The following is a 19,838-nucleotide window of genomic DNA, read 5'->3' on the forward strand; positions in this document are numbered from 1 at the left end:
GGTGGGGTTCGCGGAAGTTGAGCATCGCCACGCGGACGCCCGCGAGTGGCCGCTCGTCCGCCGTCGCGTCGCTCGTCCGTGGCCGCGTCGTGCTCAGACCGCTTCTGCCACGATGACGCGCGGGCTGCCCGGCAGGGCCAGCTTGTCCACCGGCTTCCAGGCGGCCTCGTCGAGCCAGGCGCGCACCTGCGACTCCTCGTAGACGACGGTCCCGTCGATCACCAGGTACTCCCCGGCGTGCAGCGCGTCGATGGCCCGCTGCTCGGCGTCGTCGTCGAGGAAGAAGTCGAGCAGCAGCAGCCGCGCCCCCGGCGCCGCCGCCGCGCGGGCGTTGCGCAGGATGGCCCGGTTCTGCTCGACGCCGAAGCGGTGGATGACGTGGTTGACCATGACCAGGTCGTACGGGCCGGCGGGCGTGGCCGTGTCGGTCGGGACGCCGGTGACCTCCGCGCGGTCGGCGAACCCGGCCTCGGCCACCTGCGCGGTGATGGAGTCGGCGAAGGTCGGGTCGTACACGAAGGAGGCCCGCAGCCCCGGGTTGGCGCGCAGGGCCTCGAAGGCGAAGGCGCTGGACAGGCCGCCCAGGTCCAGCAGGCTGCGGAAGCCGGAGAAGTCGAACGCGCCGCCCAGCATCCTGGCGTGCAGGCTGTTGTACGTCATCACCCCGGCCATGAACGTGCCCCACCGGTCGCCGGAGGTGTCCAGGACGCCCGGCTCGGTGGTGTCCACGGTCGTGTCGAACTGCAGCCAGTGGCCGTAGCTGATCTGGTTGAGGAAGGTGAGGAACGGCCCGAGGTCGAGCTCGGACGACTTCTGCCCGGCCAGGTAGCCGGCCGCGTCGGCGCCGAGGGCGTACCGGCCGTCGGTCCTGGTCAGCAGGCCGAGCCCGGCCATGCTGTCGGCCAGGATGCGGGCCATGCGGGGGGTGACGCCGGTGGCCGCCGCGATCTCCCCGGCGCTGCGCTCGCCGTCCGCGAGCGCCTCGAACAGCCCGATGCGGCTGGCCGCGAAGAGCTGCTTGGCGCCCATGTAACCGGTGGCGATGGCGACGATCGGATCCGGCGTGGGGGAAGGCGTGGACATGGTCAAGGCCCTGCCCTTTCTGTATTGTCTACGAATGTAGACGTTCACCATAGACCCTCTGTCTACGAACGTGGAATAACCGTTGACAGTAGGGGGACCCTCTGTCAACCTTTGTAGAACTATCTGGCTCGAACATGGCTTTTCGGCAGCTCAGTGTGGGTTTGCGTGCCCCACTTCGAGCACGGGACCGGTGCCTGGAATGGAGCTCTCGCGCATGTCGCTGCTCAACCTGACGGATCTGACCATCGGCGTCACCCGGGAGGACGCCGAGCCCCAGGAACTCGTCCACCGGCTCACCCTCGACGTCGCCTCCGGGCAGACGCTCTGCGTGGTGGGGGAGTCGGGCAGCGGCAAGACCGTGACGGCGCTGTCGATCATCCGCCTGCTGGAGTTCGTCGCCCCGGCCTACACCGAGGGCACGATCGAGGTCGGCGGCGTGGACGTCACGCGACTGAGCGCCGAGGGCATGCGCGCCTACCGGGGCGCCCGGATCGGGATGATCTTCCAGGAGGCCCTGGACTCGCTCAACCCCGCCCAGCGCGTCGGCGTGCAGCTCATCGAGGGCTACCGGCCCGAGGGCGCGCTGCCCCGGCAGGCGCTGCGCCGGGGCAGCCGGCTGCGCCGCGAGGCCGAGGCCAAGGCCAGAAGCCTGCTCACCGAGGTAGGGCTGGCCGACACCGACCGGATCATGGCGCTCTATCCGCACCAGATGTCCGGCGGCATGCAGCAGCGCGTGATGATCGCCATGGCGTTGATGTCCGACCCCGACGTCCTCATCGCCGACGAGCCGACCACCGCGCTCGACGTGACGACGCAGGCCGAGATCCTGGCGCTGTTCCGCCGCGTGCAGCGTGAGCATCGGACCGCCTGCGTCTTCATCACCCATGACATGGGCGTCGCCGCCGAGATCGCCGACCGGATCGCCGTCATGTACCGGGGCAGGCTGGTGGAGGTCGGCGACAAGATGGACATCCTCCTCAAGCCTACGCATCCGTACACCAAGGCGCTGCTGGAATGCGTGCCCCAGCTCGGCGTCAGCCGCCGTACGGGATTCCCGACGATCTCGGAGGCGAAGCTGCGGGCCGCCACCGAGGCCACCTCAGGGGGCTCCGGCGGGACCGTGACCGAGACGCCGGCGCTCGGCGACGAGCCGGCGCCGGTGACCGGCACCCCGCCCCTGGTCATCGAGAACGTCACCAAGGTCTACCGGACCGGTCGCAGAGCGAGCGTGCGCGCGGTCGGCGGCGTCTCGCTGGAGATCGCGCCCGGTGAGTTCTTCGGCCTGGTCGGCGAGTCCGGCTCGGGCAAGACGACGCTAGGCCGCATGGTCAGCGCCCTGGAACGGCCGACCTCGGGCAGCATCTCCTTCGGCGAGCACCGCATCACCGAAGCGGGGCTGCGCGGCGACGAGCGCGCCTTCCGCCGCGCCACCCAGCTGATCTTCCAGGACCCGCAGAGCTCGCTCGACCCCCGGCACACCGTGGCCCGCATCATCGCCGAGCCGCTGCGCGAGCTGACCCCGCTGCGCGGCGCGGACCTCGACCGGCGGGTGGCCGAGCTGATCGACGAGGTCGGCCTGCCCGCCGACTGCGCCCGCAAGCTGCCCTCACAACTGTCCGGCGGCATGCGCCAGCGCGTGTCCATCGCGCGCGCGGTCGCCGCCGAGCCCAGGCTCATCGTCGCCGACGAGCCCACCTCCGCCCTCGACGTCTCCGTCCAGGGCCAGGTCATGAACCTCCTCCTGCAGCTGCGCCGCTCGCACGGCATCAGCTTCCTGTTCATCACCCACAACCTCAGCCTGGTGCTGTCGGTGGCCGACCGCGTCGGCGTGATGTACAAGGGCGACCTCATCGAGGTCGGCGCCCCGGAAACCATCGCCTCCTCCTCCACCCACGAGTACACGCGACGGCTCCTCGCCGCGAACCCCGACTTGTCGGCATACGTGGGATAGCCCCGGGCCGACCTTCTCCTTCTGTCCCCCCTTTTAGAGCAAGAGCGAGAACCCACCATGAACGTGCTCAAGAGCCTGAGGGCCGGGGTCGTCTCCGCCGCCGCGGCGAGCGCCCTGCTGCTCTCCGGCTGCGCGGGCGGCGCGACGTCGTCCTCCTCGTCCTCCTCCGCCGACGCCGGCACCCCCGTACGCGGCGGCGACCTCGTGGTCGCGGTGCCGACCGACCCGCAGTCGCTGGACATGGTCGCCAACCCGGGCCAGGTCACCGCCCACATCGGCAACATGCTGTACGAGAAGCTCTTCGAGGTCGACAAGACCTTCGCGGCCAGGCCGATGCTGGTCGACACCTACAAGCGCAGCGACGACCGGCTCACCTACACCTTCGAGCTGCGCGCCGGTGTCACGTTCCAAGACGGCGCCCCGCTCACCGCCGCCGACGTGGTCGCCAGCCTGGAGCGCTGGCTGAAGAGCCACGTCACCGGCCAGCAGGTCGCCGCCGACGTCAAGAGCCTCAAGGCCACCGGCGACCGCACGGTCACGCTGGAGCTGAAGAAGCCGCGCTACCCGCTGATCGACGAGCTGGCCAGCCCCGGCGCGGAGATCTACGAGGCCAGGAACCTCAAGGACGTGCCGGCCACCGGCTTCGCCAAGGAGGGCGCGGTCGGCACCGGGCCGTACAAGCTGAAGAGCTGGGACATCGGGCAGCAGGTCGTGCTGGAGCGCTACGACGGCTACAAGTCGCGCGCCGAGGAGGACTGGGGCGGCCAGGCCGGCGCCAAGCACGCCTACCTCGACACGGTCACCTACAAGGTCGTCGCCGACCAGGACGCCGTGGTCAACGGCCTGCAGACCGGCCAGTGGGCGCACGCCATGCCCGGCGACGACCAGTACACCCCGCTGAAGAACAACCCCGCCGTGGTCGTGTCGAACCTGGCGGGCGCCAACCAGAACGTGCTGATCCCCAACTTCAACAAGGGCTCCAAGTTCTCCGACGTGCGCGCCCGGCAGGCGCTCAACCTGCTGATGGACAAGCCCGCGCTGAACGCCGCCACCGGCGGCGGCCCCGATCTCACCGTCGAGGTGGGCGCGCTGGTCTCGCAGGACAACAAGGGCCTGTACTCCACCGCCGGCGACGACGTCTACAAGCAGCACGACCCGAACCAGGCCAAGGAGCTGTTCGCGCAGGCCGGCGTCAACGCCGGTGACACCGTGCGCATCCTGACCTCCAGCAGCTACCCGCAGTTCAGCCAGTGGGCGGTGCTGCTGCAGGACCAGCTCTCCAAGATCGGCATCAAGACGAAGATCGACACCTACGACTTCCCGACGATGCTCGGCACGATCACCAAGGACCCCGGCGGCTGGGACATCACCACCCTGTTCTTCAACGCCGCGCTCACCTCGCCCTCGCAGATGCCCGCGCTGACCCTCGGGGCGTTCAACGGTTCCGGCTCGCCCGAGATGGCCAAGCTGATCGAGGACTACAACGCCGCGACCTCCCCCGAGACGGCCAGGACGCTGATGGACCAGCTCCAGTCGTTCGTGTGGCAGCAGTTCCCGGTCATCACGATCAGCCAGTCGAAGCTGTACGCCGCCTACTCGCCCAATCTCAAGGGGTACGACACGTTCTACCGCGTGTTCTGGAACTCCTGGCTGCAGAAGTGAGGGGGGAACATGGCGGGACTCCTGCTCCGGCGGCTGCGTGACCTGGTCGTCATCCTGCTGATCGTGGGCACGATGATGTTCTTCGTCATCCGCCTGATCCCGGGCGACCCGGCCATCGCCATCCTCGGCCCGACGGCCAGGCCGCAGGACGTCGAGGCGCTCCGGCAGAGCATGGGCCTGACGGGCTCGCTGTGGGAGCAGTACCTGAGCTGGCTCGGCAACGTGGCGGGCGGCGACTTCGGCTCGTCGATCACCTACCACGCGCCGGTGGTGGGGGTCGTGGCCGAGCACTTCGTCCCGACGCTGACCCTGGCGGTGATCAGCACCGTCCTCAGCTTCGTCGTCGCGGTGCTGGTCGCCTCGTGGAACGCGGTCTCGCCGCGCAACCCCGTGGCCCGCGCGCTCAACCTGCTCTCCTCGCTCGGCATGGCGATCCCCGACTTCTGGATCGCGCTGATCCTGGTGCTGGTGTTCGCCGTGTCGCTGCGCTGGTTCCCCTCCAGCGGGTACGCCGACCTCTTCGCCGATCCGGTCGCCGGGGTGCCGATGCTGGTGCTGCCGGTGGTGTGCCTGGTCATCGGGCAGTCGGCGCTGTTCACCCTGACCCTGCGGGAGAGCGTGCTCGGCGAGTTGCCGCAGACGTACCTGCGCACCGCGCGGGTCAAGGGCCTGTCGGAGCGGCAGGTCATGCTCAGGCACGTGCTGCCGAACGCGCTCATGCCGCTGATCACCCAGCTCGGCAGCAACTTCGCGATGATGGTCGGCGGCATCGTGATCATCGAGTCGATCTTCGTCATCCCCGGACTGGGCTCGTTGCTCATGGGCGCGGTCTCGACCCGGGACTTCCCGCTCGTCCAGGGCGTGACGCTGTTCGTCGCGCTGATGTTCGTGGTCGTCAACCTGGTCGTCGACCTGTCCTACGCCCTCCTCGACCCCAAGGTGCGTGTTTCGTGACTTCCGAGGCCGTCGCCGGGCGCGTCGGGACGGCCGGGCGGCCCTCCGCGGCCTCCCGCGTCTGGCGCCGCAACCGGGTGCTGATCACCGCCACCACGCTGCTCGTCCTCGTCGTGCTGGCCGTCGTGCTGCTGCCGGTGTTCCTGCCGGACGCGAACGCGACCGACCCGGTGCACCGGCTGCTGCCGCCCTCGGCCGACCACCTGCTCGGCACCGACTCCTACGGCCGGGACGTGCTGAGCCGCCTGGTCTCCGGCGGCCGGGCCTCGCTCGGCCTCTCGGCGCTCATCACGCTCTGCGCGGCGTTCACCGGCATGGTGATCGGCCTGGTCAGCGGCTTCTACCGGACCGTGGACGCGATCGTCATGCGGATCATGGACGCCTGGATGTCGTTCCCGGCGATCATCCTGGCCATGGCGCTGGCCATCGGGCTCGGCGCCAGCATCTGGACCGAGCTGATCGCGCTGACGGTCATCTTCACGCCGTTCACGGCCCGGGTGATCCGCAGCCGGGTGCTCGGCGTGGCGGCGCGGCAGTACATCGGGGCCGCGCGGGTGTCCGGCATGCGGCCGGCGAAGATCCTGTTCGTGCATGTGCTGCCCAACGTGCTGCCGCTGGCGCTGGTGCAGGTCGTGATCCTGTCGGCCTCGGCGATGCTGGTGGACGGGGCGATGAGCTTCCTCGGGCTGGGCATCGCGCCGCCCACGCCGACGTGGGGCAACATGATCGCCGAGGGGCGGTCGTACCTGACGCAGGCGCCGTGGCTGATCGTGCTGCCGGGTGCGGCGATCATGTCCTGCGTGCTGCTGCTGAACCTCATCGGGTCGAGCATGCGCAACGTGGTGGACGCGCGTGCCCGGTCGATGAGCGAGCTGGCGAAGCTGCGCACCCGCCGTCCGGCCCGGTGACGGCCCGGTGATGGCCCGGTGACGGCCCGGTGACGGCGGGCGCGCGCGGGGACTCCCGGCGATCGTCGCCGGGCGTCCCCGCGGCCGGGTCAGGGGGCCCAGACGCCGTCGGGGCGGACCTCGCGGTCCAGCCACAGGTCGGCCAGGGCCGCGCGCACCTGCGGGCCGTGCTCGCGCCACAGCCGCAACGCGCCCAGGTTGTCCTCCAGCTGGGCCATCCTGCTCACCCCGAACAGCACGTTGGCCACCGCCGGATGCTCCAGGCAGAACACGATCGCCACCTGGGCGGGCGTCGCGCCGAACTCGCCCGCGACCCGCGCGACGGCGTCCGCGGCCTGCCTGACGGCCTCCCGGATGCCGCCCGGGTCCGCGCCGATCTTCCGTTCGGGGAACTTCCTGCCCACCAGGATGCCGCCCTCGAAGACGTCGCTGGCCTGGAGCGCCAGCGCCCCGGACGCGAAGTGCCTGCCGTAGAAGTCGCCCTCGGCCATCGAACGGCGGGCGATGCTGTACTTGAGCTGGGCGAAGCTCGGCGGCGTCAGCCCCTCCTCGGCGGCGAAGCTCAGCGCGAGGTCGACGTCCTCGGCGATCCAGTTGTTGACGCCCCAGCTCGTGAAGCGGCCGGCCGCGATCTGCTCGGCGACGTCGGTCACGATCTGCCGGATGTCGGGCCGCTGCAGGTAGTCGCCGACCACGACGGTCTCGGCGCTCTCGACGCCGACGCGGTCGAAGCTGACGTCGAGCTGCTCGCGGAAGCCCGTGCGCGGGTACTCCCACAACCACAGCTTGCCGCAGAGCTGCCAGTCGTCCCGGCTCGCGCCCGCCTCGCGCACCGCCCGGCCGAAGATGAGGTCCGTACGGGCCTGCTCGGCGTGCGGGCCCATGTTGTAGTGGGCGACGTCGAAGAGGGTCACCCCGGCGTCGAGTGCCGCCCTGATCAGGGACACCGCGTCGCCGAAGTCCATGCGGTCCCAGGTGTTCCAGGAGCCCAGCCCGAACAGGGACGTCGTGGTGCCGCCCGGTCCGAGGCGCCGTACCGGAACCCGCTGTGTGTCGCTCACGTCGATCCACTCCCTGCCGGACGAGGTCTTTTTGTCTACGCTTGTATAATAATAAACCCAGGACGCCCCCGCAGCCCCGTCTGCGAAGGCCCGTACCGAACAGGAACCCCCACATGAGCGAACCTGTCGTTCCCAGGACCGTCCTCGTCACCGGCGGCGCGAGCGGCATCGGCCGCGGCGTCGCCGAAGCCTTCGCCGCGGCGGGCGATCGGGTCGTCATCGCCGACCTCGACGAGGCGCGGGCCAGGACGGTCGCCGCCGAGCTCGGCGCCCACCACGTCCAGGTGGACGTCGGGGACGCCGCCTCCGTCGAGTCCGCCGTCGCGGCCGTCGCCGCCGAGCACGGCGACATCGGCGTGCTGGTGAACAACGCCGGGCACACCGCGGGCGGCGGCCCGCTCATCGGGCTCGACGTGGACGTCTTCGACGCCTGCGCCCGGGTCAACTTCCGCGGCACGTTCCTGATGACCCGGGCCGTCGGGGCGCACATGGTGGAGCGGGGCGTACGCGGCTGCATGGTCAACATCTCCTCCATCGGCGCCCGCCAGCCCACGCCCGGCCTCGGCCACTACGAGGCCACCAAGGCCGCCATCGACGCCCTGACCCGCTCGGCCGGCATCGAGCTGGCCCCCCACGGCATCCGCGTGAACGGCGTCGCCCCCGGCCCGGTGCTCACCCCGATGACGGCCATGTTCGCCACCGACGACGCGGCCAGGAAGGCGTGGGAGGCCCGGATCCCGCTGGGCTCGATCGCCCAGGTGGCCGACATCGTGCCCGCCGTGCTCTTCCTGGCCTCCGACGGCGCCCGCCACATCACGGGCGTCAGCCTCCAGGTGGACGGCGGCCAGCTCCTGGTCTGACCCGCCGCCGGCGGGGCCGGGCCGCCACCCCGGCCCGGCCGGTCAGTCCAGGGACACCCCGTCACGCAGGTGGACGATCCGGCCCGCGGTCACGGTGGCGTCGACCGCCACCTCCGGCAGGTCCGCCGGCGCGACCTCCAGGGGGTCGCGGTCCAGCACGCAGAAGTCGGCGGCCTTGCCCCACTCCAGCGACCCCTTCCACGTCTCCGCGCCGTCCTGGACGGCGGGCGCGGTGGTGTAGCAGCGCAGCAGGCGGGCCATCAGCCGGGGGCGGGGCGCCCGTTCGCCCAGCAGCCCGCACGCCGCCGCCACCTGCGCCCGCCAGTCCGGCGTGGTCACCGGCCCGTCGCTGCTCAGGGTGAACGTCATCCCACTGGCCAGCAGCTCCTGCAGCGGCCAGGCCGCCCCGGCGACCTCCGGGCCGAGCGCGTCGGCCACCCAGTCGGCGGTGGCGGTCGCGATCACCGGCTGCGTGGTGAGACCCATGCCGAGCCCGGCCATGCGGGCGATCTGGGCGGGGTTCACCAGGTCGCCGTGGATGACGTAGTGCCGCCTCGCGGCCCCTCGCCCCGGCCCGTCCGGGGTCGGCTCTCCCGCCAGCTCGGCCACGGTGTCCACGAACGCGTCGATGGACCGGTCGCCGGTGGCGTGCACGCCCACCTGGAGGCCCGCGCGGTGCGCCAGCCGGATCATCGTGCGCAGGTTGTGCTCGCGCGTGGTGTCGTCCGCCCCCGCCACCAGCAGGGATCCGTGGCCGCCCGAGGTGTAGTGGTGGCAGGTCCAGGCCGAGCCCATGGGCGGGATGCCGTCGGCGAAGATCTTGAGCCCGGTCACGTTGAGCCAGGCGGGGTCGGTGCGGGGGAGGGGCGCGTCCAGGCCGGCGGCGACGTCCTCCAGGGTGCTGGGGCCGTCGAGGGTGCCGAACAGCCGCAACGCGGTCACCCGCGCCCGCAGCTCGCCCTCCTTCGCCAGCGTCGCGTAGGTGTCCAGGACGGCCTGCGAGAAGCAGCCGGTCTCGCCGTCGTCCTCGCCGGGGCCGAGGCCGGGCTCGGTGTAGCTGGTGATGCCGAGCGAGGCGCAGATCCGCCCGGCGCGCAGGATGGCGGCCCGCCTGGACTCCTCGTCGGCCAGCAGCCGGCACTGGTGGGCGGACAGGCCGTTCTCGCTGATCAGCGTGTCCGGCCAGACCGCTCCGAGCCAGGCGGCGTGCAGGTGCGAGTCGTTGATGCCGGGCAGGACCGTCCGGCCGGCCAGGGAGAGCACCCGGGTGCCGGGCCCGGCGTGCGCCAGGGCCTCCTCGTCCGTCCCGACCGCCACCAGGCGGCCGGCGCGCGCCGCCAGGCCGCTCGCCCGTCCGTCGCGGGCGTCGAAGGTGAGCACGTTGCCGCCGACCGCCACGAGGTCCGCGTACTCGTCCGCTGACACCGGGTTCCTCCTGAGGGGCTGTAATTGTTTGTCAACGAGTGTAGATTAACCACACTTAACGGTCGAAAGCCACGAAGGTGACCATGCCTACGAGAACCGCCGCCGCCGTCCTCACCGAGCACGGCAAGCCCCTCAGTCTTCAGGACGTCCCGCTGCCCGACGCCGTCGAGCCCGGCGCCGCCCTGGTGCGCATCACGTGCACCACCCTGTGCGGAACCGACGTGCACCTGTGGGCCGGCCAGATGACGTTCCCCGGGATGCTGCCGATGATCCTCGGCCACGAGATGGTCGGCGAGGTCGTCGAGGCCGGGCCGGGCACCACCGACGCCCTCGGCCGCCCGATCGGCGCGGGCGACCGCATCGGCTGGTCGGAGTCCACCTGCGGCCACTGCTACGGCTGCGCCGTGCTGCGCCAGCCGGTCGCCTGCGCCAACCGCGGCTACGGCTTCACGCAGCGCGCCGACCGCCCCCCGTACGCCACGGGCGGCCTGGTCGAGTACTGCTACGTGACCCCCGGCGCGGCCAAGCTGCTGCTGCCCGCCGACGTCAAGGACACCTGGGCCTCGATGTCGGGCTGCGCGGCCAAGACCGTGCTGCGCGCCGTGGACCGGGCCGGCGGCATCAGGACCGGCTCCACCGTGGTGGTGCAGGGCGCGGGCGCGCTCGGCATCTTCGCCACGGCCGTCGCCAGGATCGCCGGCGCGGGCACCGTCATCACCGTGGGCGGCCCGGACGACCGGCTGGCCGCCGCCCGGCGCTTCGGCGCCGACGCGACCGTCTCGACCGACCTGGGCAAGGACGAGCGCGTCGCCCGGATCAGGGAGCTGGCCGGGGAGCGCGGCGCGGACTACGTGTTCGACCTGGCCGGAGCGCCGACCGTGGCCGAGGAGGCCGTCGCGGTGGCCGCCCAGCGCGGCACCGTGGTGATCGTCGGCTCCACCGGGTTCGAGCTCGCGCCCGTGCCGCTCGGCGCGGTCATGGGCAAGGAGCTGACCGTCGTCGGCTCGCTCAACGGCGACATCGCCGACTATCACCGCTCGATCGAGTTCTTCCAGACGTTCGCCGCCCGCATGCCGTGGGACGAGCTGTTCAGCGAGCCCGTCGGCCTGGCGCGGGCCACCGCCTGCGTCGAGTCGATGTCCGGGCTCGGCCAGATCAAGGCCGTCATCGACCCCCGCCTGCCCTAGGAGACCTGCCGTGCAGACCATCCCCCGCCGCCGCATCGGGCGCACCGGACCGGAGACGGGCGTGCTCGCGCTCGGCTCCTGGCACACCTACGACCGCATGGACTTCCACGACGCGGTCGCCATGATCCGCGAGGCCGTGGACCACGGCATCGACCTGTTCGACGTCGGCGTGTACGGCTTCCCCGGCATGCCGCCCGTGTTCACCGACGTGATCTTCTCGGCCCTGGTGCGCGCGGCCGGCCTGCGCCGGGAGGACTACCTGCTCTCCTCCAAGCTGTGGCTGGAGGGCTACCCGGAGCACAGCCTGCGCGACCAGCTGATCAACGCCCTGTTCCGGGCCGGCGCCGAGCACGCCGACCTCGTGGTGCTGGGCGACCTGCGGCACGACGGCGTGGACCTGCACCGGCTCGTCGTCGACCTGGCCGGCCTGGCGCAGGAAGGGCTGATCCGGAGCTGGGGCGTCAACAACTGGTCGGCGGCGAACGTGCAGACGCTCATCGACGCCGCCGCCGGCGAGGGCGTCGAGGGCCCGGCCATCGCGCAGCTGAAGTACAGCGTCTCGCGCCGCTCGATCCCCGACGGCGCGCCGTTCGGCCGCATCTTCGCCCAGGGCGTCACGCTGCAGTCCTCCGACGTGCTGGAGGGCGGCGTGCTGCTGGGCAAGGGCGTGGACCGGCAGGTCGGCCGCGACCCCGGCGGCATCAGGGAGCGCATCGCGGCCTCGGCGGCCGAGCTGGCCGCGATCGCCGCCGACCTGGGCGCCACCCCGGCGCAGGTGTGCGTGGCCTTCACGCTCACCCACCCGGCCAACACCACGACGCTGTTCGGCGCGACCGGCCTGGACCAGCTGCGCGACAACCTGGCGGCCGTGGAGCTGGTCGAGCGGGTCGGCGCCGAGGAGCTGCGGGCCCGGGTGGCGCCGCTGTGGGCCGACAAGGACGCCGTCGATCCCGAGGGCCCGTGAGCACGCCGCCGAGCAGGGGGTACGAGGGCTTCGGCGGCACGGCCGGCGAGCTGGCCTCGCAGTCCACGCCCTGGTGGCCGCAGCCGCGGCGGGCGCGTCCCGGGGCGCCCAACGTGGTGGTCGTGCTGGTGGACGACCTGGGGTTCAGCGACCTGTCGCCGTTCGGGTCGGAGATCGACACGCCGCACGTGCAGGCGCTGGCCGAGTCGGGCTACCGGTTCACCAACTACCACAGCACCCCGCTCTGCTCGCCCTCCAGGGCCGCCCTGATGACCGGGCTCAACCCCCATCGGGCCGGGTTCGCGATGGTGGCCCACGTGGACCCGGGCTATCCCGGCTACCGGATGGAGATCCCGCCGGAGGTGCCCACGCTGGCCGAGTCGTTCCGGGCCGGCGGGTACGCGACGTTCATGGTCGGCAAGTGGCACCTGACCATCGAGTCGAAGCTGCACGACGGCGCCGACAAGAGCTCCTGGCCGCTCCAGCGCGGCTTCGACCGCTACTACGGCTCCATGGACGGCTTCACGTCCCTGTTCCACCCGCACCGCCTGATCAGCGACAACGGCCCGATCCCCGACGATGGCTTCCCGGACGACTTCTACCTGACCGACGCCCTCACCGACCGCGCCATCGGCATGATCAACGGCCTGCGCGCCAACGACGCCGACAAGCCGTTCTTCCTCTACTTCGCCCACCAGGCCGTGCACGGCCCGGTGCAGGCCAAGCCGGCCGACGTCGCCAAGTACCGCGGCCGCTACGACGCGGGCTGGGCCAGGATCCGCGAGGAGCGCTTCGCCCGCCAGCTCCGCGACGGCCTCTTCCCCGAGGGCACCCGGCCGTCGGACCCTGACCTCGCGCCGTGGGAGGAGCGCACCGAGCTGTACGCCCGCCACATGGAGGTCTACGCCGCCGCCGTGGACGCCGTGGACCAGAGCCTCGGCCGGCTGGTCGAGCACCTCAGGCGCATCGGCGAGTACGACAACACCGTCATCGTCGTCACCAGCGACAACGGCGCGACCGCCGAGGGCGGCCCCGAGGGCACCCGCAGCTACCTCAGCCGCTTCGTGCACCTGGCCGGCCTGCCCGACGACTGGTGCCACGACGTGCCGCGCGACCTCGGCCTCGTCGGCGGCCCCCAGGTCCACGGCCACTACCCGCGCGGCTGGGGGAACGTCTCCAACACCCCGTTCCGCCGCTACAAGGGCCACGCCTACGCGGGCGGCATCCACGTGCCGTTCGTGTTGTCGTGGCCGGCCGGGCTGCCCAGGGAGGCCGGCGACCCGGGCGTGCGCGACCAGTACGCCTACGTCACCGACGTCGCGCCCACGCTCCTCACGCTGGCCGGCCTGGACCATCCGCAGGACGTGGACGGCGTGCCGTTCGACCACTTCCTGCGCGAGCGCGACCGGTCGAGCCGGCACCGCTCGCAGTACGTCGAGAGCGGCGGGCAGCGCGGCTACTTCGAGGACCACTACAAGCTCATCGCCCCGCACCTGCCCGGCACGCCGTTCACCGACGACGGCTGGGAGCTGTACGACATCGCCCGCGACCCGGCCGAGACCACCGACCTGGCCGCCGAGCAGCCGGAACGGGTGGCCGACCTGGCCGCGAAGTGGCGGGCGGCGGCCTGGCTCAACACGGTCTTCCCACTGGCCGACACGCCGGACATGCTCAACACCCGGCCGCCGGCCGAGCTGGCGCTGTCGGAGCCGGTCACGATCCACCCGGGCACGCCGGTGCTGGAACGGTTCCGGTCGAGCAGGCTCACCTCCATGCGGTCGTTCACGATCGAGGCGTGGCTGGAGCGGCGGCCGGGCGACGAGGGCGTGATCGTGGCCCACGGCGACCAGGGCGGCGGCTACGTCCTGTACGTCGAGGACGGCGAGCTGCGGCTGACGTACAACGCCTACGGCGTGCCGGTGCGGGCGGCCGGCCCGCTCCCGGCGGCGGGGCCGGTGACCGTCACGGCCCGCTTCACGGCGCTGCCGGAGGTGCGCTGGGACATCGAGGTGCTGGTGGACGACAAGCCGGTACTGGCCGTCGAGCGGGTCCCGCAGCTGCTCGGCATGGCCCCCTTCACCGGCATCAGCGTCGGCTTCGACTACGGCGGCCCGGTGGACTGGGAGCTGCACGAGCGCAGGGGCGTGTTCCGCTACCGGCGCGGCCTGGACCGGGTGCGGTACGTCCCGGGGGAGAAGGCGCCCTACAACCCGGAGATCATCGCGCTGGCCGAGGACCTGGCGCAGCGCGCGATCGAATGACGGGTCACAGGTGGTAGGCGTACTCGCCGAACTCCCAGTCGGTGACGTGCCGCTGGAAGCGGGCGACCTCGTCGCGCTTGTAGGCCAGGAAGGCGGCGGTGAAGTCCTTGCCGAGCAGCTCGGTGAGCTCGCCGTCGGCCTCCAGGGCGTCCAGGGCCTCGGGCAGGGTCATCGGCAGCACCGGGGCCTTGGAGGCGTCGTAGCCGTACCCGACGAGCGGCGCGGGTGGCTCCTCGGCCGCCCGCACCCCCAGCAGCGCGGCGGCCGCGGTCCCGGCGACCAGCAGGTACGGGTTGGCGCTGGCGTCACCGAGCCGCAGCTCGAAGCGGGCGCCCGCGCCGCGCTCCGGCGGGACGCGGAGCATCGCGCTGCGGTTGTCGAGCCCCCAGTCGACGAGCCAGGGGGCCAGCGTGTCGGGGCCGAACCGCTTGTAGGAGTTGACCGTCGGGTTGGCCAGCGCCGCCAGCGCGGGGGCGTGGGCCAGCACGCCCGCGATGGCGTGCCGCGCGGTCGCCGACAGCCCGTACGGCGCGGCCGGGTCGTCGAAGGCGTTGCCGCCGTCCTCGCCCAGGCACGACAGGTGCAGGTGGAAGCCCGACCCGCCCTCGTCGTTGAACGGCTTGGCCATGAACGTCGCCAGCCTGCCCTCCACCCGCGCCAGCTCCTTGACCGCGGCCTTGAACCAGAAGGCGCGGTCGGCCGCGTCGAGCGCCTCGGAGTGCCGCAGGTTGATCTCGAACTGGCCGCTGCTGAACTCGTGGTTGCCCGCCGAGACGCGCAGGCCGAGGTCGCGCAGGTGCCGCAGCGTGCGGGTGAGGTGGCCGTCGGGGTCGCCGCGGCGGCCGGCGGTGTAGACGTTGCCGGTGGCCTCGGCGTAGCGCTGCCAGCCGCCCGCCGGGGCCGGGTCGCACAGGAAGTACTCCAGCTCGGGCCCGACGACCGGGCGCAGGCCCTGCTCGGCGCACCGGGCCAGGACGGCGCGCAGCAGGTCGCGGGGCGACTCGGGGGCCGGGGCGCCGGTGGCGGGGTCGACGACATCGCCGTGGCACCAGGCGACGCCGGGCTCCCACGGCAGCGGGGCGAGCGTGGCCAGGTCGGGTATGACGGCGATGTCGGGCAGCCCCGCGTCCAGGCCGCCGCTGATGTCGGCGGTGCCGCCGCGCGGGGTGGAGTGGTAGACGGCGCGGCAGAAGGCGAGGCCGTGACCGAGGGCGTCGGGCAGCGCCTCCAGCAGGACGTCGCGGGCGCGGTCGGTCCCGGTCAGGTCGGGGTAGGTCACGCGGACCACGTCGACGCCCCGCTCGGTCAGGCGGTCGATGTGCTGCTGCACCGGTCTCTCCTAGGGTCGTTTGACGCCAAACGTAACGGGCCCGTATTGGCTGCCGCAAGGGCTGTTGACCGATCGGCCTGGATGTTCATATTTTATTTGGAACCAAACGAGTTCCAGGAGGACCATCTTGGCCGGCGTCCGCGGCTACTTCCACCCCAAGACGGCCACGGGCCGCTCGTCCCTCGTCCCGGAGCCGCCGTGGCACTACTCCGGCGACCTGCTCACGATCGAGTACCGCACCGACCCCGCCCGGGTGCGTGAGCTGCTGCCCGAGCCGCTGGAGCTCGCCGCGGAGGACCCGGGCGCGGTCGCGCTCATCTGGGCCGACTGGCAGTCCTGCGCCGGTTCCCGCGAGGAGCTGCTGGACCCGGTGCGCTCGCAGTACAAGGAGGCGTTCGCCGTCGTCCGGTGCTCCTACCGGGGGCGGACCTACTCCAGGTGCGTCTACATCTGGGTGGACAAGGACTTCGCCGTCGCCAGGGGGTTGCACCAGGGCTATCCGAAGAAGCTGGGGTCGATCCACCAGACCAGGCCGCACCCGTACGGCCCCGCGCCCCGCATCGAGGCGGGCGCCCGGTTCGGCGCGACGCTGGCCGCCGCCGACCGCCGCCTGGCCCAGGCCGTGGTGACCCTGCGCGAGCCGTCGCCGCACAACGGGTTCGTCAACGGCCATCTCATGGCCCACCACCGCTGGCTGCCGGCCATCGGCAAGGGCGGCGGGCTGGCGCTCGACGAGCTGGTCGAGTCCGGCGCCGCCGCCTTCGAGGCCGGCCAGGCGTGGGCCGGCGACGCCGAGCTGGAGCTGTTCGACGCCCCCACCGAGGAGCTGTCCCGGCTGGCCGTCCGCGAGCCCATCGGCGCCTACTTCCGCCAGGTCGGCGTGGTGTGGGACGGCGGCACGCTGCTGGAATCCGGCACCTCCGGCGCGCACTAGCCCCTTGAGATTGGAAGCACCCGACATGTCCGAACAGATCACCGTCGCCGGGGTCACCGTCGACACCCGCCACTGGATCGGCGGCCGGCGCGTCGCCTCCGCGCGCACGTTCACCGACCTCTCGCCCATCGACGGCACCGCGCTCGGGGAGATCGCCCGCGGCGGCCCCGCCGAGGTGCACGCCGCCGTCACCGCCGCCCAGGACGCCTTCCCCGGCTGGGCCGCCACCCCGCGCGCCGGCCGGGCCGCCGTGCTGCGGGCGATCGCCGACGGCGTCGAGAAGCGGCTGGAGGAGCTGGCCGCCGTCGAGACCCGCGACAACGGCGCCCTGCTGCGCTCACACCGCCGTGGCGTCATGCCCCGCGTCGCGCACAACTTCCGGTTCTTCGCCGACTGGCTGGAGGGCCTCGGCCACGACGACTTCGACACCCGCGGCCACGCCAACCACGTCTCCTGGGACCCGGCCGGCCCCTGCGCCCTGATCACGCCGTGGAACGCGCCCCTCATGCTGGCCACCTGGAAGATCGCCCCGGCGCTCGCCGCCGGGAACACGGTGGTGCTCAAGCCCGCCGAGTGGTCGCCGCTCACCGCCTCCCTGCTGGCCGACGTCGCCGCCGCGGCCGGGCTGCCGGACGGCGTGCTCAACGTCGTCCAGGGGTTCGGCGAGGAGGCCGGGCAGGCCCTGGTCGAGCACCACGGCGTGCGTCGCGTCAGCTTCACCGGCTCGGTGCCGACCGCGCGGCGCATCGCCCGTTCGGCCGCCGCCAACCTCACCCCGCTCAGCCTGGAGCTGGGCGGCAAGTCGCCGCTGCTGGTCTTCGCCGACGCCGACCTCGACCTCGCCGTGGACCTGGCCGTCGAGCAGTACGACAACGCCGGGCAGGTGTGCCTGGCCGCCACCCGGCTGCTGGTCGAGGCGCCGATCGCCGAGGAGTTCACCCGCCGCTTCACCGAGCGGGCCGCGGCCCTGGTCCAGGGCGACCCGCGGGACGAGGCCACCGACGTCGGCCCCAACATCCACCCGCGCCAGGTGGAGAAGATCGACGGGTTCGTCCGGCGGGCCCTCGCGGCCGGGGCGCGCGCCGTCCTCGGCGGCGAGCGCGGGGACGGCCTGTACTACCGGCCCACCCTGCTCACCGACGTGGCCCAGGACAGCGAGATCGTCCAGGAGGAGGTCTTCGGCCCGGTGCTCACGCTGCAGACGTTCGACACCGAGGAGGAGGCCGTCCGGCTGGCCAACGACACCCGCTTCGGCCTGGCCGCCACCGTCGCGACCGGCGACCGCGAGCGCGCCCGCCGGGTCACCGAGCGGCTGGTCGCGGGCACGGTCTGGGTCAACTGCTTCTTCGTGCGCGACCTGCGCGCGCCCTTCGGCGGCTCCCGCGAGTCCGGCGTCGGCCGCGAGGGCGGCACCTGGAGCTTCGACTTCTACTGCGACCTGAAGAACACCGTCACCGCGCCGAAGGGCTGGAGCGACCATGGGTGAGATCGTCGGGGCGGGCCTGCTCGCGCACGTCCCCACCATCGTGCTGCCCGAACGCACCCGGCTGGAGCTGAACGAGGGCAAGGAGATCACCCTGGTCACCGGCCTGCGCGAGCTGCGCCGGGACGTCTTCGAGCGCGACGACTACGACACCGTCGTGGTGCTGGACTCCCACTGGGCCACCACGGTCGAGTTCGTGGTCACCGCCCAGGCGCGCCGGGCCGGGCTGTACACCTCCGAGGAGCTGCCGCGCGGCATGTGCCGGATGCCGTACGACTTCCCCGGCGACCCCGAGCTGGCCCGCAACGTGGCCTCCTTCGCCGACCGGCACGGCACCTGGATCACCCCCATCGACGACGACCACCTGCCGATCTACTACGCCACCACCAACCTGTGGAAGTACCTCGGCGAGGGCCTGCCCGGCAAGCGCTGGGTGAGCATCGGCGTCTGCCAGACCGGCGACATGGAGGACCACCTGCGGCTCGGCCGCGCGCTGGCCGACGGCGTCGCGGCCACCGACCGCCGGGTGCTGGTGATCGCCTCCGGCGCGCTGTCGCACACCTTCTGGCCGCTGCGCGAGCTGCGCGACCACGAGTCCAGCGACCCGCGCCACGTCTTCACCCCCGAGGCCCGCGCCGCCGACCTGCGGCGCATCGAATGGTTCCGGCAGGGCCGGCACGACGAGGTCCTGCGCACGATGCCGGAGTTCCGGACGTACAAGCCCGAGGCCCGCTTCCACCACTACGTCATGCTGGCCGGCGCCCTCGGCGAGGAGCGCTGCACGGCCCCCGCCCGCCAGTACGGCGAGTACGAGAACTCCGTCGGCACCGGCCAGGCCCTGCTCTGGTTCGACCGCCCGTCCGGCGGCTGGACCGCCCTCCGACAGGAGAACGCCCATGCCTGAGTACCGCCGCGTCCTGCTGGACGGCGCCGTCACCGAGACCGTCCGCGACGGGGACGAGCTCGTCGCCGCGGACGGCCGCCGGATCCGCGCCGACGAGGCCGCGCACCTGCCGCCGGTCGTCCCCACGAAGATCATCGCAGTGCACCTCAACCACCGCAGCCGGGTCGAGGAGTTCCGGACCCGGCTGCCGGACGCGCCGACCTACTTCCACAAGCCCACCTCCTCGCTCAACTCCCACCGGGGCGCGGTCGTGCGGCCCGAGGGCTGCAAGTGGCTCAACTACGAGGGCGAGATCGCCATCGTCATCGGCCGGACCTGCCGCAACATCGCCCCCTCCGAGGCCGGCGCGCACATCGCGGGCTACACCGTGGCCAACGACTTCGGGCTGCACGACTTCCGCGACACCGACGCCGGATCGATGCTGCGCGTCAAGGGCTCCGACACCCTCTGCCCGCTCGGCCCCGGCCTGGTGACCGGCTGGGACTTCCGCGGCAAACGCCTGCGCACGTACGTCAACGGCGAGGTCGTCCAGGACGGCAACACCGACGAGATGACGTGGGACATGCACTACCTGGTCGCCGACATCGCCCGGACGATCACCCTCTTCCCCGGCGACGTGCTGCTGTCGGGCACCCCGGCGGGCTCGCGGCCCGTCCGGCCGGGGGACGTGGTCGAGGTCGAGGCAGAAGGGCTCGGCCGGCTGACCAACCACGTCGTGACCGGGCCGGTGCCGATCCGCTCCGACGTCGGCGCGCAGCCGACGGAGTCGGAGGAGGTGCGCTCGACCGCGCTCGGCGGCGACTGGGAGTTCCGGGGCGTCCGCCCGCCGCGCCGCCCGTGAGCCGCGGGGGCGGCGGCCCGCCGCCCCGGA

At 72.5% G+C, this 19,838-nt stretch carries 16 protein-coding genes; 12 read left to right on the forward strand and 4 right to left on the reverse strand.

Annotated elements, in window-relative coordinates; translation table 11 throughout:
• Nucleotides 1–93 precede the first annotated feature (93 nt).
• The gene (locus ABZ459_RS35140) at nt 94–1,083 is read right to left on the reverse strand and encodes a methyltransferase (protein ID WP_357979609.1); all 990 of its coding nucleotides are present in this window, start codon (nt 1,081–1,083) and stop codon (nt 94–96) included.
• A 214-nt stretch (nt 1,084–1,297) separates the two neighbouring features.
• Between ABZ459_RS35140 and ABZ459_RS35145 the strand changes: the two genes are divergently transcribed.
• Genes ABZ459_RS35145 through ABZ459_RS35160 form a run of 4 tightly spaced genes read left to right on the forward strand, consistent with a single transcriptional unit; the run spans nt 1,298 to nt 6,558 of the window.
• Nucleotides 1,298–3,034 (forward strand): ABC transporter ATP-binding protein, encoded by a 1,737-nt coding sequence (locus ABZ459_RS35145; protein WP_357979611.1) that lies wholly within the window; start codon nt 1,298–1,300, stop codon nt 3,032–3,034.
• 57 nt (nt 3,035–3,091) lie between these two features.
• Nucleotides 3,092–4,696 carry an ABC transporter substrate-binding protein gene (locus tag ABZ459_RS35150; RefSeq protein ID WP_357979613.1) on the forward strand — a complete coding sequence of 535 codons (1,605 nt, stop codon included), beginning with the start codon at nt 3,092–3,094 and terminating at the stop codon, nt 4,694–4,696.
• Nucleotides 4,697–4,705: 9 nt separating this feature from the next.
• Entirely contained in the window at nt 4,706–5,650 is a 945-nt protein-coding gene (locus ABZ459_RS35155) for an ABC transporter permease (RefSeq protein ID WP_357979615.1), read from the forward strand.
• A complete protein-coding gene (locus ABZ459_RS35160) occupies nt 5,647–6,558 on the forward strand; it encodes an ABC transporter permease (RefSeq protein WP_357979617.1) in 912 nt (303 codons plus the stop codon). Before ABZ459_RS35155 ends, ABZ459_RS35160 begins: the two co-directional genes overlap by 4 nt.
• Nucleotides 6,559–6,647: 89 nt before the next feature.
• Here the strand turns inward: ABZ459_RS35160 and ABZ459_RS35165 are convergent, their stop codons facing one another.
• The gene (locus ABZ459_RS35165) at nt 6,648–7,619 is read right to left on the reverse strand and encodes an aldo/keto reductase (protein WP_357979619.1); all 972 of its coding nucleotides are present in this window, start codon (nt 7,617–7,619) and stop codon (nt 6,648–6,650) included.
• Between the two features lie 113 nt (nt 7,620–7,732).
• Here ABZ459_RS35165 and ABZ459_RS35170 point away from each other — a divergent pair, with 113 nt between their 5' ends.
• On the forward strand, nt 7,733–8,479 hold the full coding sequence (locus ABZ459_RS35170) for an SDR family NAD(P)-dependent oxidoreductase (protein WP_357979621.1): 747 nt from the start codon (nt 7,733–7,735) through the stop codon (nt 8,477–8,479).
• A gap of 42 nt (nt 8,480–8,521) precedes the next feature.
• Here the strand turns inward: ABZ459_RS35170 and ABZ459_RS35175 are convergent, their stop codons facing one another.
• Nucleotides 8,522–9,904, reverse strand: a complete 1,383-nt coding sequence (locus tag ABZ459_RS35175; protein ID WP_357979623.1) for an amidohydrolase family protein — start codon at nt 9,902–9,904, stop codon at nt 8,522–8,524.
• A gap of 83 nt (nt 9,905–9,987) precedes the next feature.
• Between ABZ459_RS35175 and ABZ459_RS35180 the strand changes: the two genes are divergently transcribed.
• Genes ABZ459_RS35180 through ABZ459_RS35190 form a run of 3 tightly spaced genes read left to right on the forward strand, consistent with a single transcriptional unit; the run spans nt 9,988 to nt 14,316 of the window.
• Nucleotides 9,988–11,091: a zinc-binding dehydrogenase gene (locus ABZ459_RS35180; RefSeq protein ID WP_357979626.1), complete on the forward strand. Its 1,104-nt coding sequence runs from the start codon at nt 9,988–9,990 to the stop codon at nt 11,089–11,091.
• 10 nt (nt 11,092–11,101) lie between these two features.
• Nucleotides 11,102–12,055: an aldo/keto reductase gene (locus ABZ459_RS35185; protein ID WP_357979628.1), complete on the forward strand. Its 954-nt coding sequence runs from the start codon at nt 11,102–11,104 to the stop codon at nt 12,053–12,055.
• Complete coding sequence (locus tag ABZ459_RS35190; RefSeq protein WP_357979630.1) at nt 12,052–14,316, forward strand: arylsulfatase; 2,265 nt, start codon at nt 12,052–12,054, stop codon at nt 14,314–14,316. Before ABZ459_RS35185 ends, ABZ459_RS35190 begins: the two co-directional genes overlap by 4 nt.
• Nucleotides 14,317–14,320: 4 nt before the next feature.
• On the opposite strand, the gene ABZ459_RS35195 is transcribed toward ABZ459_RS35190, so the two are convergent.
• The gene (locus ABZ459_RS35195; RefSeq protein ID WP_357979632.1) at nt 14,321–15,646 is read right to left on the reverse strand and encodes a glutamine synthetase family protein; all 1,326 of its coding nucleotides are present in this window, start codon (nt 15,644–15,646) and stop codon (nt 14,321–14,323) included.
• Nucleotides 15,647–15,773: 127 nt separating this feature from the next.
• Here ABZ459_RS35195 and ABZ459_RS35200 point away from each other — a divergent pair, with 127 nt between their 5' ends.
• From ABZ459_RS35200 to ABZ459_RS35215, 4 genes are read left to right on the forward strand one after another with little or no spacing between them, the layout of a single operon-like run.
• A complete protein-coding gene (locus tag ABZ459_RS35200) occupies nt 15,774–16,580 on the forward strand; it encodes an acetoacetate decarboxylase family protein (RefSeq protein ID WP_357979634.1) in 807 nt (268 codons plus the stop codon).
• 25 nt (nt 16,581–16,605) lie between these two features.
• Nucleotides 16,606–18,066, forward strand: coding sequence for an aldehyde dehydrogenase (locus ABZ459_RS35205; RefSeq protein WP_357979636.1), 1,461 nt, complete (start codon nt 16,606–16,608; stop codon nt 18,064–18,066).
• On the forward strand, nt 18,059–18,967 hold the full coding sequence (locus tag ABZ459_RS35210) for a 3,4-dihydroxyphenylacetate 2,3-dioxygenase (RefSeq protein ID WP_357979638.1): 909 nt from the start codon (nt 18,059–18,061) through the stop codon (nt 18,965–18,967). Before ABZ459_RS35205 ends, ABZ459_RS35210 begins: the two co-directional genes overlap by 8 nt.
• Nucleotides 18,960–19,808 (forward strand): fumarylacetoacetate hydrolase family protein, encoded by an 849-nt coding sequence (locus tag ABZ459_RS35215; RefSeq protein WP_357979640.1) that lies wholly within the window; start codon nt 18,960–18,962, stop codon nt 19,806–19,808. Before ABZ459_RS35210 ends, ABZ459_RS35215 begins: the two co-directional genes overlap by 8 nt.
• Nucleotides 19,809–19,838: the final 30 nt, after the last annotated feature.

Source organism: Nonomuraea sp. NPDC005692, from assembly GCF_040631115.1.
Lineage (GTDB): Bacteria > Actinomycetota > Actinomycetes > Streptosporangiales > Streptosporangiaceae > Nonomuraea.

What these genes read in the sequence shown, in the direction of transcription:
- ABZ459_RS35140 (WP_357979609.1), bottom strand. Translation starts at nt 1,083, where the DNA reads ATGTCCACGCCTTCCCCCACGCCGGATCCGATCGTCGCCATCGCCACC.
- ABZ459_RS35145 (WP_357979611.1), top strand. Translation starts at nt 1,298, where the DNA reads ATGTCGCTGCTCAACCTGACGGATCTGACCATCGGCGTCACCCGGGAG.
- ABZ459_RS35150 (WP_357979613.1), top strand. Translation starts at nt 3,092, where the DNA reads ATGAACGTGCTCAAGAGCCTGAGGGCCGGGGTCGTCTCCGCCGCCGCG.
- ABZ459_RS35155 (WP_357979615.1), top strand. Translation starts at nt 4,706, where the DNA reads ATGGCGGGACTCCTGCTCCGGCGGCTGCGTGACCTGGTCGTCATCCTG.
- ABZ459_RS35170 (WP_357979621.1), top strand. Translation starts at nt 7,733, where the DNA reads ATGAGCGAACCTGTCGTTCCCAGGACCGTCCTCGTCACCGGCGGCGCG.
- ABZ459_RS35180 (WP_357979626.1), top strand. Translation starts at nt 9,988, where the DNA reads ATGCCTACGAGAACCGCCGCCGCCGTCCTCACCGAGCACGGCAAGCCC.
- ABZ459_RS35205 (WP_357979636.1), top strand. Translation starts at nt 16,606, where the DNA reads ATGTCCGAACAGATCACCGTCGCCGGGGTCACCGTCGACACCCGCCAC.
- ABZ459_RS35210 (WP_357979638.1), top strand. Translation starts at nt 18,059, where the DNA reads ATGGGTGAGATCGTCGGGGCGGGCCTGCTCGCGCACGTCCCCACCATC.
- ABZ459_RS35215 (WP_357979640.1), top strand. Translation starts at nt 18,960, where the DNA reads ATGCCTGAGTACCGCCGCGTCCTGCTGGACGGCGCCGTCACCGAGACC.